Genomic DNA, 12,534 nt, shown 5'->3' with positions numbered 1-12,534 from the left:
ATTATTTAAGTAACGATTAGTTACCGACTTCAGAAATTCCAGTATCGCCACCTGTACCGCCTGCGCCAGGAGACACAGGTAATGTTGGTAAAGCTACAATCACTGGAGGTGCAGGTTGAGTGCCTACAGGACCTGCAGCAGTTGCTTCAGAGGCTACGGTTGCATCTATACCCGCTGTTATTGCTGCTATGGTAATAGTATCAGAGTCAACACCGTAGGCAGACAGTGCAGCTAAAAAGTTAGAAATTAATGGGCTATCTACACCAAAAGAGGCAATAACAGCCGAAATCATTCCGTCAATATTTGCAGGAGAACAGCTTCCGTAAGGGATTGTTTCATCTAGCTGATTTTTTTCGTTGTTTTTACAAATACGTGTAATGGCTTCTAGTAAGTCTTTTTCTAATTGTTCAGGAGACGTTTGCGCCGTAACGTTGCTTAAAATATTTATTAAGCTATTCATACTTTCGTTTTGAACCTTTGCAGCAGTATCCGTTTGTGCATAGGTAGGTAAGCTTATAAGTGCTGAAGCACTGGCAACTAGGCCGGCTAAAATAATTGATTTCATTTCTCATCCATTGATTTACTGACTAATTGCAAAATTTTATCGCATCCGAACAGAAAGTAAACTTTTTATTTTCACTTTCGTCATTTAATTTAATGATTTTTGACGGGGGCATAATTAAATTACCCTGCAACCCGTCACAACCCAAGTTTTCTAATATTTTTAAGGTTTCTGGCTTTTCGATTAAACAGGTTATTACTTTGATACCAAAACCATGACAAATGTTATTAACGGTTTGAATAAAAAATTGGCTCTGGGTATTCGTAATTAAGTCTTGTATATAACTGCCGTCAATTTTTACATATTCAACATCAAGACCTTGTAGATACCTAAACGAGGTTAAACTAGTGCCAAAGTGCTCAATACATACATTGATACCAATTTCTTTTATCGCATCAATATGCAAAGACGCGACGTGTACATTATAAAGTAAACTAATTTCATGCAGTTCAAATAATAGGTTGTTTTTGAGTACAGCTTTGGTTTGCGCATACAGTGTTAGCCACTGAATAAAGTCGGTTGAGTACAATGATGCCTTGCTGATATTCAGGGCAAATATATCATCGGGGTGTTGCTCTTTAACATTAACAAAGTTACGGATTATTTTTTTATCTAGTTCTTCAGTGAGATTCAACTTTTCAGCCATGGCGAATAAATGGCCATTATTTACTTTCTCACCCTCGTGCGTAAAGTGAGCAAACACTTCAAAGTAACATTGCTTGTCATTTGAGTTTGCTCGCTTAACAGGTTGTACTGAAAAACTGACTTCGCCAGAATTGATAATAGATTTAATAAGTGCACGCCATTGATTTACGCTTAATAAAGTATCTTTATCGATTTTATTAACGTTAGTGCCTTCACCAATCGTGCAGCCAGTATCGAGTGACGATAAAACGTCACCCATAGAAGAGCCATTATTAACTTGAATAAGTGCTAAATTAGAAAATCCATTAATGTGTAAGCTATTTTCTTTTTGACCAAATGCATCGGTTAACTCTAAACGGGCTTTATTTAAGAATAAAGTGTCGTAGGGAGCAAGTATAATAAAGGTACTTCCGTTTAACCTAAATACTCGTGTATTCGATAAGTCAGTAACAAGAGTTTTAAGCGTTGCGGCTGCATCAAGTACATGTTCGTCACCGTCTTGATAGCTTACGGTTTGGTTTATATTAGCCAGCGAGGGTAGTGTAAGCATCATCGCTGTAATTGGCGTGTCTTCACTAATACTCCCAACGACAGAGTTAAAGTGATTTTCAAACGACTTTCGATTACCAAAACCAGTTAACTGATCAATATAGACCTCTTCAGTAAGCGCTTGGGTTTGTTTTGTTAAAGAGTCAAATGTACTTTGTAAATTAATAACCATGTTATTAATAGCTTTAGTTACTGTACGAAGTTCTCTGGCAACTGGTATCTCGTTATTTAATGTAAAACGCTTGCGAGTAACTAACTTTGCTTGGTCTTCTACCGCTTTTAAAGGTTTGAACACAGCACGTAAGATTAAAAATGCGATGGCAAGTGATGCCATTAACAATAAAAATGAGCCGTATAAGCTACGTTTAGTGTGCTGCCAAAGTGTTAAGTAAGATTGCCCCGTATGGCTTGTTACTTCAAGCACACCTGCCATTAGCCAACCATTATTGATTTCAGACTGCATAGTCGGGGCATTTAATTTACACATAGCTATAAACCAATCAGGCACCGATTCGACCCGTTTAGGATTAGCAAGCTCAAAAACAATATTGCTTTGCGCGTCAGTAAATTTAATATGATTATAATACCCAGAGTCAAAAATAGCCGTTGCCATTGTTTGGGCAATCATGATGCTATCTTCTTCTAAGTAGGGTGATATAGAAAGCCCTAAGCTCGTTGCGGTATCTTGAGCATGGCTTGCCATTTGAGTTTGTAAATAATTACGGGTGGTATCAACGTCTGTAATAATACGTATAAAAAATGAAATAAACGAGATCGCTACTATAAGCCCATAAACTTGGGTTTTTAAGCTTAATCCATTTTTAGTAAGCAGAGACATAACTGGTAGTTCCTTTATAGTTATTTTTAACAGGAGAAAGCTGGCCTTGCTCAATTCTCTCTAGCATAGTGTTCCAAGCCGATACGCCACGACTATTCTTAACCTTATTACCCAACCCTTTTGATTTAGCTAACCATAACCCTTGACCATTAAAACTATAAATAGGGGTTAAATCGTTGCGCTTATTTGCGGGTAATAATTTTGTGTTGAAATTGCCTAATACATAAGGAATTTGATTTGGCTTTTCAAAATAGATAAGCACCATATGAGGCTGATTCACTGTACGTTGACGCACGTACATAAACCTGATTTTATCTTCAGGTATTCCCAAGGCAATTAAAGTAAAGTACTTTGCAATGACATAATCTTCGCAATCGCCCATACCCACACCTAAACTCTCAAGTGGTGTTGCCCAATAATCTTTTTGCAGCCAAAGTTCATCATCGGTTTTATATTTAATATTTTCATTAAAAAAGTCATTAACTAAATGAATTTTTTGCCACTCACTTTCAGTTTTCGATTCATCAATAAAAGCGAGCCATTGTTGTATACGACGATGGCCTTGTTCACCATAGTGTTGCTTAGCAAGGGCGATTATATCACTGTTGCGTAAATACAAAAGCATATCTTGTGCGCAAGCCAAAAATGACACTAATATAAAAATGCAAAGTCCAAAGCGCACAAGCAAATCCCTAATAAGCAAACGATGCCATTATAGTAGCATTAGTTTTAGAAAGGTAGTTCATAAAAGCGCTAAAACTCAACACTGAAACATTTTTGCAACATAAAACAATCGTAAAGGGTGTTATTTTTATTGAGCGAATTAGTGTGTTGTGTATAATGCACGCCCACAAGGTTGTGGTGCTCGTAAAGTAGATAGTATTTATCTTTTACGTGGCCTAAGTTATTTACTGTCTAAAGTAACTAAAAAGGAATTAAAGTGAGTGTATTAAAAGCAGTATTACCAGTTGCAGGCCTAGGCACAAGAATGTTACCAGCAACAAAAGCAACGCCTAAAGAAATGCTTCCCCTCGTTGATAAACCTTTAATTCAATATGTTGTAAATGAAGCCGTACAAGCTGGAATTAAAGAAATAATACTTGTTACACATGCTTCAAAAAATTCAATAGAGAACCACTTTGATACTAGTTTTGAACTAGAGGCCACGTTAGAAGCGCGTGTAAAACGAAGTTTATTAGATGAAGTGCGATCAATAGTCCCTAGGGGCGTTACTATTATATCTGTTCGTCAGTCAGCCCCATTAGGATTAGGCCACGCAATTTTAGAAGCTCGTCCTATAGTGGGTAACAATCCATTCGCAATTTTATTGCCCGACGTGATTATAGACCAATATAAGTCGAACCTAAAAACTGATAATTTAGCGCGAATGATCACTCGCTTCGAAACAACGGGCCATAACCAAATAATGGTTGAAAAAGTGCCTGCTGAACAAGTCCATAATTATGGTGTTGTTGATCTAGCTGGCAAAACAATAATGCCAGGTGAGAACGCAATAATTAAAAATATGATAGAGAAACCTACTGGCGACGATGCCCCTAGCAATTTAGCTATTACAGGTCGGTACGTAGTCTCTCCAGCTATTTGGGATTTACTCGAATATACTCCCCCAGGTGCTGGTAATGAGATACAACTTACTGATGCGCTACTTCAACTTCGCCACCTAGAACCATTAGAAGCTTACCACTTAAAAGGTAAGTCACACGATTGTGGTTCAAAATTGGGTTATATGCTTGCAAATGTTGAGTATGCAATGCAATCGAGTGTTATGGGTGAAGAATTTACCAAACAAGTTAAAAGCTTAATGGCTGCAAGCATTAGTTAAAACAACAATGAATTCGTTAAAATTAAGGAATAACATGGCTATTAAAGTATTAAGTATTTTTGGTACACGTCCCGAAGCTATTAAAATGGCACCATTGGTTAAAGCATTAAAATTAGCTGAAGGCATCGAAGCAAAAGTATGCGTAACAGCGCAGCACAGAGAAATGCTTGATCAGGTGTTAGACTTATTTGAAATTACCCCTGAATATGATTTAGATATCATGAAACCGGGGCAAAGCCTGTACGACGTAACAACAAATATTCTTTTAGGCTTAAAGCCAATACTTGAAGAGTTCAAGCCTGATTTAATTCTCGTTCATGGCGATACAAGTACAACACTTTCGGCAAGCCTAGCTGCTTTTTATCAACAAATTCCTGTCGGGCATGTAGAAGCAGGATTACGTACAGGCAATTTAGCATCTCCGTGGCCTGAAGAAGGCAACCGTAAATTAACGGGAGCAATTACCAAACTACACTTTGCGCCTACAGATACCTCCGAGCAAAATTTATTAAACGAAGGCGTAAACGCTGATGACATCATTGTCACCGGAAACACGGTTATAGACGCATTATTACAAGTAGTTGATAAAGTAAAAACGGACGAAACATTAATTCAGACTCTTCAAGCTAAATTTCCAGAATTAGATGAAAGTAAAAAACTAATTCTAGTAACCGGACACCGACGTGAAAGTTTTGGTGGTGGATTTGAGCGTATTTGTGAAGCCCTTGCTGAAATAGCCACAGCTCACCCAGAAGCGCAAGTTCTCTATCCAATGCATCTAAACCCAAATGTACGTGAACCGGTAAACCGTATCTTAAAAAATGTTAAAAACGTACAACTTATCGAGCCTCAAGACTACTTACCATTTGTGTACCTTATGAGCAAAGCACACATAATTGTAACCGATTCCGGCGGTGTTCAAGAAGAAGCGCCAAGCTTAGGCAAACCAGTATTAGTAATGCGTGACACAACCGAACGCCCAGAGGCCGTAGCTGCTGGCACTGTTAAACTTGTTGGAACAGATAAAAACCGCATTATTAATGAGGTTAAAAACTTACTAACAAACCAAGCTGATTATGAAACGATGAGTCGCGCACATAATCCTTACGGTGATGGTAAAGCGTGTGAACGTATTATTTCAAAAATTAAACAGCACTTTAACGTGTAATAGACGTTTTACAGACTTATTTATATAGGATTTTATTATGACGATTAAAACAGTATCAGTAGTCGGTTTAGGGTATATAGGATTACCAACAGCAGCCGTAATTGCATCAAGGGGGGTTAACGTTATTGGTTTAGATGTAAACCAAAAAGCAGTTGACACAATAAATGCAGGTGAAATCCATATTGTAGAACCTGATCTAGATATAATCGTAAGAGGGGTTGTGTCTACCGGTAATTTACGTGCAACGACCACACCAGAAAAAGCAGATGTGTTTATGGTGGCGGTACCTACACCATTTATACATAGCGAAAGTGGCGATCATAAAGCTGACTTAAGTTATATCGAGTCAGCAGCAAAAACAATTGCACCAGTGCTCGAAAAGGGCAACTTAGTTATTTTAGAATCGACTTCGCCAGTAGGCGCAACAGAACAACTAGCTCAGTGGTTAAGCGAAGCCCGTCCCGATCTAACATTTCCACAAGACAAAGGCGATGCCGCCGATATTAATATTGCACATTGCCCTGAACGCGTATTACCAGGTTATGTCTTACAAGAACTTGTTTCAAACGACCGTGTAATTGGTGGAATGAGCAAAGCATGTAGTGAAAAAGCCGTAAAATTATACGAACTTTTTGTACGTGGTGAATGCATTGTTACTAATGCAAGAACAGCCGAAATGGCAAAACTAACTGAAAACTCATTTCGTGATGTAAACATCGCATTTGCTAATGAGCTATCTGTAATATGTGACAAACTTAAAATTAATGTTTGGGAACTGGTAAAGTTAGCTAATCGTCATCCTCGCGTAAATATTTTAAACCCAGGTCCTGGTGTAGGCGGGCATTGTATCGCTGTTGATCCTTGGTTTATTGTAGCGAGTTGCCCAGATGAAGCCAATATTATAAAACAAGCGCGCCTGACTAATGACGCTAAACCGTATTATGTTATTAGCAAAATAACTAAAGCGGCCGACGAGTTTAAACGTCCTGTTATTGCATGCTTAGGTTTAGCATTTAAAGCAGATATAGACGATCTTCGCGAAAGTCCAGCACTTCAAATCGTACAAGAATTAGCTTCAAAAAATGTTGGTAAAATATTAGCGGTAGAGCCTAATATACATGAGCTTCCTGAGAAGTTAGCGTCAAAAGGTGTCGAACTTACCTCTCTTGATTCAGCGTTAGAGCAAGCAAATATTATTGTCGTGCTTGTTGATCATAAACAATTTAAAGCAGCGGATAAAACACAATTTGCTTCAAAAGTTGTCATTGATACTCGCGGTATAGTTTAAGAGATTCAGATGATTGCCTTTAAATCGATTCAAAGTGATGTATGTAAAGGTGCTTTATGCACCTTACATTTGGCATTATTAAATAATTTTTCCGTATGTTTTATTAAGAAAAACTATTATGCCTAAACAACATATAGTACTAATTATGCCTCTCTCAGCTTATGAGTGGGGCACTGAAAACTGCGGCGGAGTAGACAGTGTTTGCCAAATGCTTGGAGAATACTTGGTTAGCCAAGTAAACCCCGAATTTAAATACACTATTATTGGTTTAGATCCGCAAAGTAAAACACCTTACACGGGCGAAGTTATTAGCCTAGCTGAGCATGTCGATTTTATTTGGTTACCATGTTCTAGCAAGCATACGGGCTTTAAAATACCTGGAATAGTATGGCAAAATTGGCATATTCGAAAGCTGTTAAAAAAGCTAAAACCTGTTTTAGTTCATACCCATTTCTGGAGTTCTTTAATCGGTAGTGGTTACAATGGCAACACAATTGTCACAGTTCATAGCTATAAAAAAATAGCCCGCCGTAATGTCGGTTTAATTAATAACTTTTTATATGAAAAAGTTATTCCGCAAATCATAAAAAAACGAAACGATCACGTAGTTGTTGTAGGTAAACAATTACAACGCGCATTACTAAAAGATGGCTTTGAGTCCGAAGTGATTCATAACCCGATAGATCAAGCGTATTTTAATGCTCACTATATTAGAAATGAGCAAAAAAGCATAAAGCTTGTTACATGTGCACTATTAACTCCTAGGAAAAAGGTTGAGCATTCAATTAATCTATTGAGTAGGTTCGTTGATGCTGGCTTTAACGCCACACTTACTGTGATTGGGCCTGCTGCAGATAACGTCTATACAGAGCAGCTAAAAAAACAGGTTAGCACTCTTGGTCTAGAAAATAAGGTAAACTTTTTAGGTAAGTTGAATAAAGTAGAAATAGTTGAACAGTACCAGAGTGCTGATCTAGGTATTTTCACGTCTAGTGAAGAAACTTTTGGGCTGGTTCCTCTAGAAATGTTAGCTGTTGGTCTACCTCTTATTACAACTGAAGTAGGTATACTTGAAGATGAAAAAGTTTTTTTCGAAAGAATGGGCGTTTTATATTTATCAGATTCGCTGACTGTTAAAGATATTCAAGATATGCTTACCAGCCACAATATAATTACCTCTAAATCCACACTTGAGAGTAAATTTAACACAGCTTGTATTACTCAAAAATATATAGATTTGTATACAAGTATTTTAGATAAGCAAACCGATGTTTAAAGCTCTACTAAAATATGCTCCAGTGCAAATTTTTGCTGCAATCAGTGTTTTTGCTTTAATTAGTATTCACACTAAGCTATTAACCACTACAGAATACGGTATGTTGGCATTAATGCTGCTTACCGTCGAAATTGTCAGAGCCGTTGCTGCTCAGTGGATTAATTTAAGCATGCTGCGTTTACTCCCAAGTAAAAGTAGCGATCAACATTCGTATTTTGCTGCTATCGCGTGTTCAATAATACTGTGTTGCACACTACCCGCATTTGCTCTAGTGATTCTGGGTTTATATTTAACTGAACTGTTAAGTTTAAATATATTAATAGCCACATTTATACTTTTTTTTACTAAAGCGTTGTATTTGTTTTACCTTGAATTAGCACGTGTTATGGAACGTTTAAATCCGTACAGGCTAGCCGTATTGTTACAGTCGGTACTCGCTATTGTACTAACAGGGGGTTTTCTTTTAATTCGCACTGATATGCTTATTGCATTACTTTCTTTATCGCTAAGCTATTTTCTTGCTGGTTTGTTGGTTTTTACACCATTAAATTTGGGATTTAAAAAGCTCAGAGGCGCCGATGCAAAGGCTATTTATACATACGGTCTCCCTTTAATGGTAAGTGGACTTGTAGCTGCAATATCGACTCGTTTAGATCGTTACTTTATTGCAGATTCGTTAGATCTAGCCCAAACAGGAATTTATGCTGCAATTTCAAATATTTTACTTGGCATTGGTGCGCTTATTTTTATGGTTGTTGCACTGCCAGGTTATCCTGAACTAACAAAAAAGATCAATGATAAAGCCATGCTTTATAAGGCACATGGAGATTATTTAACGCTGTTAATGTTTATTGCAGTGCCTTCTTTAGTGGGATTTTGTGTACTGGCCGAACCAATAACTCAGCTGCTATTAAGTGAAGAGTATTTATCTCAAGGTTTAACTATCATTTACATTCTATGTGCGGGTGTATTTGTATTAAATATAAAAGCGCATTATATCGATCATGGTTTACAATTTTCTTTGCATACTAAATACATACCCCGAATTAGCCTAGCGTCCTTTGTAATAAATTTAATTGCGTTAATTATACTTATACCTATTTATGGACTAACAGGGGCCGCCTGGGCATTTGTTATTGCCAATACGGTTTCATGTATAGCTAGTTTGTATTTATCAATTAAAAAAGGGTACAAGTTCAATGTACCAACACAAGTCTATAAAATACTACTTGCCTCGTTGTGTATGGCTTTATTACTTAGCCAACTTCGTATCCACAATTATTTATCTATAGACACACCTATTTTATATATTCTTTTAGATATTATTTTTGGGGTACTTATATTCTTAACCGTGATGGGTCTACTCAATTATAAAAAGTGCAAATTATGGGTTACCCAATATGAAAAGTGAAAATATTTATAAAATAATGTTTTGCGTTTTTTTATTGTCCTTCATTTTGGGTGGCTATTTACTTGAAAATTTAGGTATTCAGTATGTTTCTGATGGCGGTAGCCCTTTAGGGAAAATACACATCACGAGCTATATTCTATTTTTTTGTATTGGACTGTTGACGCTTAAAAAAGGGCTCAATAAGCCGCTTGCAAACCTCAAAGAGCTAAGAGGTGCTTGGCTAGTAAGTACCTTGAGTATTTCTGTGGTGATATTTTATGGATTATTTAGATTTGGCACCTCAGGAATGGCTTATTTAATTGATACAATTGTCGCTGCGTTATTAGCCGTTTATTTGCTAAGTCAGCTAAAGTCAGAACATAAAAAAAAGTTATTGCGACTGTTGGCGTACTTATTATTTATTAACGCAGTGATTGCTATTTTAGAGTTTATTTTGGGTAAAACTTTAGTTGATGTAAGCTTTTCAAGCTTTAGTCATTTTCGTTCAACGGCGCTGTTAACGCATCCATTAAATAATGCATTAATTACGGCTGCTTTAGCGCCACTTTTAATGAACCAAACTCGTTTTCCTACCTTGCTATATTTTACAGTGATTTTTTTAGCCTTGTTTGCCTTTGGCGGCAGGGCAGCGGTCGGGGTTTTTCTTTTAGGCACATTCATACTCGTCGCTCCCAAAATACCTGTATTTTTAACGAAGGGTATTAAAATGACAAAAATGCGATTCGCCGCGTTACAAGCTCTCACTTTTTGCGCAGTCATTTTTACTTCGCTGATTATTATTTTTACACCTATAGGGTCACGTATTTTAAGTAAGTTACACGTTGATGGCAGTGCACAAGCGCGGTTTGATGTGTTTATTATATTGGAGCAATTAAGCCCACTAGAATGGATATTTGGTGCATCACAAGAGCTAATTAGTAATATCGCGTTTTATATTGAAATAGATGTTATCGAAAATTATTTAATAGGTTGGGTTGTGAGCTTTGGGTTGATAAGTACGCTGTTACTCATAGTGGGCTGTTATAGGCTTCCTTTTAAGCTAGCAAGTAAAGATAATATAAGTTTATGTGCAGCATTGATTATATTTTTTATGGTGTCACTAACAAATAATGCACTAACAACTAAAACGCCCGCCTTACTTTTTTTATTTAGCGCAATGTATCTTCATAATTCAATAGGGAATAAAAGATGAAGCTTTATCACATAGGTAATTATTTACACAGACATAAGATCCCTTTGCTTCCCAAGGCTTTCAATATTTTAATTCGGCTTATACATAACTCAGCTATTTTTTCTGAGACTAGCATCGGCACAAATACTGTATTCGCATATGGTGGAATTGGGGTAGTAATACATAAAAGATCTACGATCGGCAAAAACTGTGTAATAGGTTCAAATGTTACTATTGGTGGGAAATCTAAATCGATAAATGTCCCCGTCATTGGTGATAATTGCTTTATTGCGACAGGCGCAAAGATTTTAGGTGAAATAACGATAGGGAATAACTGCGTCATAGGTGCCAACTGCGTTGTAGTTAAGAATGTTCCAGATAATAGCGTAGTTGCTGGGATCCCCGGGAAAATCATCAAATCAGACATTGATCCAAAGGATTACTATTAATGTTTACCAGCAAAGTATATAAGTTGAGCCCTGTCTTTATCCAAAATATTTTATTAAGTTCAAGAGCATTTATACGCAAAAAACTGAGAGAAAATAAAGAGTGTGAGCAGCTCACCAAAGAGCTAATTGCCCATGACTATGACTCAGAGGCGCTAAAGCAATATCAAAGTAAAACCCTTAAAAAAGTACTCACAGAGGCGCAACGTAACATCGCTTTTTATCAACGCTTTGCCGATGATATAAATACGTTTCCTTACATTGATAAGGCTGAAGTAAATAGTAATAAAGATAGGTTTTTATCGCCTAATAAATCAGGTGTGGTTGTTAAAGGGTCCACCAGTGGCACGACTGGCGCTCCATTATCTATTCCACAAAATATGCAATCGGTAATTACTGAGCAAGCCTTTATAAATAGAATGATGTACTGGGCTGGAATTGAGCATAACGATAAACGAGCGTGGTTGCGCGGCGATATGATTGTCCCACAAGAGCAAAAAAAAGGCCCTTTTTGGCGTTACTCGTATTTTGAAAATATGATTTTATTATCTTCATTTCATCTCGCACAAAAAAACCTAGATGGTTATTTAAATGCAATGCAAAGCTATGGGGTCAAAGCGATTCAAGCGTATCCATCGTCTATTGTTACACTGGCAAAGCATTTAGAGAGTAATAACACCTATTATCAAGGTACCTTAAAGTCAATCATTACCTCGTCAGAATCTCTTAGCAAAGAAGACAAAGCATTAGTCGAGAGAAGATTTAAATGCACCGTATTTGATTGGTATGGCTTATTTGAGCGTGTAGCTGCAATTGCCAGTTGTGAACATGGCCGATATCACATATTAACAGACTACGCTCACGTAGAATTATTGCCTGCAGGGAAAGCTGAAAATGGACGAGATAGAGCTGAAATTGTCGGCACTAATTTTAACAATTCTCTCTACCCCTTAATACGCTATAAAACAGGCGACCACGTTTTATTATCAGATGAAACATCGTGTCCATGCGGGCGTGTATTTCCAATTATTGATTCTATTGAAGGGCGTGTAGGTGATTATTTGGTTGGAGAAGATGGCCAAAACATCCATATTTTGAATCATATACCCAAAGGAGTGCAGGGGTTATTAGCGACGCAATTTGTACAAAAAGCAGATTTTAGCATTGATATTTTAGTTGTTGTTGATGAGGAAATATTTAACATAGAAGAGCAAAATAAATTAATGTTAAACACGAAAGAAAAGCTAGGGCATTCAATCAAGGTTAGTGTAAAAAAAGTTGATGCTATTCCAAGAACAAAAAACGGTAAAATTAAACAAGCAATAAGAGAGTTTTAG

11 protein-coding genes are annotated in these 12,534 nt (G+C 37.0%); 8 read left to right on the top strand and 3 right to left on the bottom strand.

Annotated elements, in window-relative coordinates:
* Nucleotides 1–16 precede the first annotated feature (16 nt).
* From H5119_RS04285 to H5119_RS04275, 3 genes are read right to left on the bottom strand one after another with little or no spacing between them, the layout of a single operon-like run.
* Entirely contained in the window at nucleotides 17–565 is a 549-nt protein-coding gene (locus H5119_RS04285; RefSeq protein ID WP_077538254.1) for a hypothetical protein, read from the bottom strand.
* A gap of 22 nt (nucleotides 566–587) precedes the next feature.
* On the bottom strand, nucleotides 588–2,594 hold the full coding sequence (locus tag H5119_RS04280; RefSeq protein WP_077538253.1) for an EAL domain-containing protein: 2,007 nt from the start codon (nucleotides 2,592–2,594) through the stop codon (nucleotides 588–590).
* A complete protein-coding gene (locus H5119_RS04275) occupies nucleotides 2,578–3,276 on the bottom strand; it encodes a transglutaminase-like cysteine peptidase (RefSeq protein ID WP_077538252.1) in 699 nt (232 codons plus the stop codon). The genes H5119_RS04280 and H5119_RS04275 overlap by 17 nt, the downstream gene beginning before the upstream one ends.
* A gap of 258 nt (nucleotides 3,277–3,534) precedes the next feature.
* On the opposite strand from H5119_RS04275, the gene galU reads away from it, so the two are divergent.
* The 8 genes from galU to H5119_RS04235 all read left to right on the top strand — a co-directional run bounded on the left by galU (nucleotide 3,535) and on the right by H5119_RS04235 (nucleotide 12,534).
* Complete coding sequence (galU, locus tag H5119_RS04270) at nucleotides 3,535–4,437, top strand: UTP--glucose-1-phosphate uridylyltransferase GalU (protein WP_182701339.1); 903 nt, start codon at nucleotides 3,535–3,537, stop codon at nucleotides 4,435–4,437.
* A 34-nt stretch (nucleotides 4,438–4,471) separates the two neighbouring features.
* Nucleotides 4,472–5,605, top strand: coding sequence for a non-hydrolyzing UDP-N-acetylglucosamine 2-epimerase (gene wecB, locus H5119_RS04265; RefSeq protein ID WP_182701338.1), 1,134 nt, complete (start codon nucleotides 4,472–4,474; stop codon nucleotides 5,603–5,605).
* Nucleotides 5,606–5,642: 37 nt separating this feature from the next.
* Nucleotides 5,643–6,893 (top strand): UDP-N-acetyl-D-mannosamine dehydrogenase, encoded by a 1,251-nt coding sequence (gene wecC / locus H5119_RS04260; RefSeq protein ID WP_182701337.1) that lies wholly within the window; start codon nucleotides 5,643–5,645, stop codon nucleotides 6,891–6,893.
* Nucleotides 6,894–7,011: 118 nt separating this feature from the next.
* Nucleotides 7,012–8,169: a VpsD family glycosyltransferase gene (locus H5119_RS04255; RefSeq protein ID WP_182701336.1), complete on the top strand. Its 1,158-nt coding sequence runs from the start codon at nucleotides 7,012–7,014 to the stop codon at nucleotides 8,167–8,169.
* Nucleotides 8,162–9,580: a lipopolysaccharide biosynthesis protein gene (locus H5119_RS04250; RefSeq protein ID WP_182701335.1), complete on the top strand. Its 1,419-nt coding sequence runs from the start codon at nucleotides 8,162–8,164 to the stop codon at nucleotides 9,578–9,580. Before H5119_RS04255 ends, H5119_RS04250 begins: the two co-directional genes overlap by 8 nt.
* Nucleotides 9,570–10,772 carry a VpsF family polysaccharide biosynthesis protein gene (locus H5119_RS04245; RefSeq protein WP_220492770.1) on the top strand — a complete coding sequence of 401 codons (1,203 nt, stop codon included), beginning with the start codon at nucleotides 9,570–9,572 and terminating at the stop codon, nucleotides 10,770–10,772. Before H5119_RS04250 ends, H5119_RS04245 begins: the two co-directional genes overlap by 11 nt.
* Nucleotides 10,769–11,200 (top strand): serine O-acetyltransferase, encoded by a 432-nt coding sequence (locus H5119_RS04240; protein WP_182701334.1) that lies wholly within the window; start codon nucleotides 10,769–10,771, stop codon nucleotides 11,198–11,200. The genes H5119_RS04245 and H5119_RS04240 overlap by 4 nt, the downstream gene beginning before the upstream one ends.
* Nucleotides 11,200–12,534, top strand: coding sequence for a phenylacetate--CoA ligase family protein (locus H5119_RS04235; RefSeq protein WP_182701333.1), 1,335 nt, complete (start codon nucleotides 11,200–11,202; stop codon nucleotides 12,532–12,534). The genes H5119_RS04240 and H5119_RS04235 overlap by 1 nt, the downstream gene beginning before the upstream one ends.

It is taken from the genome of Pseudoalteromonas sp. SG45-5 (genome assembly GCF_014164085.1).
In the GTDB taxonomy this organism is placed as follows: domain Bacteria; phylum Pseudomonadota; class Gammaproteobacteria; order Enterobacterales; family Alteromonadaceae; genus Pseudoalteromonas; species Pseudoalteromonas aliena.
Note: the sequence above shows the minus strand (reverse complement) of the source record. Positions and strands in the feature narration are given on the sequence as shown.

Excerpts from the sequence above, each read along its gene's own strand:
- H5119_RS04285 (WP_077538254.1), bottom strand. The coding sequence starts at position 565 with ATGAAATCAATTATTTTAGCCGGCCTAGTTGCCAGTGCTTCAGCACTT.
- H5119_RS04280 (WP_077538253.1), bottom strand. The coding sequence starts at position 2,594 with ATGTCTCTGCTTACTAAAAATGGATTAAGCTTAAAAACCCAAGTTTAT.
- wecB (WP_182701338.1), top strand. The coding sequence starts at position 4,472 with ATGGCTATTAAAGTATTAAGTATTTTTGGTACACGTCCCGAAGCTATT.
- wecC (WP_182701337.1), top strand. The coding sequence starts at position 5,643 with ATGACGATTAAAACAGTATCAGTAGTCGGTTTAGGGTATATAGGATTA.
- H5119_RS04255 (WP_182701336.1), top strand. The coding sequence starts at position 7,012 with ATGCCTAAACAACATATAGTACTAATTATGCCTCTCTCAGCTTATGAG.
- H5119_RS04250 (WP_182701335.1), top strand. The coding sequence starts at position 8,162 with ATGTTTAAAGCTCTACTAAAATATGCTCCAGTGCAAATTTTTGCTGCA.
- H5119_RS04245 (WP_220492770.1), top strand. The coding sequence starts at position 9,570 with ATGAAAAGTGAAAATATTTATAAAATAATGTTTTGCGTTTTTTTATTG.
- H5119_RS04240 (WP_182701334.1), top strand. The coding sequence starts at position 10,769 with ATGAAGCTTTATCACATAGGTAATTATTTACACAGACATAAGATCCCT.
- H5119_RS04235 (WP_182701333.1), top strand. The coding sequence starts at position 11,200 with ATGTTTACCAGCAAAGTATATAAGTTGAGCCCTGTCTTTATCCAAAAT.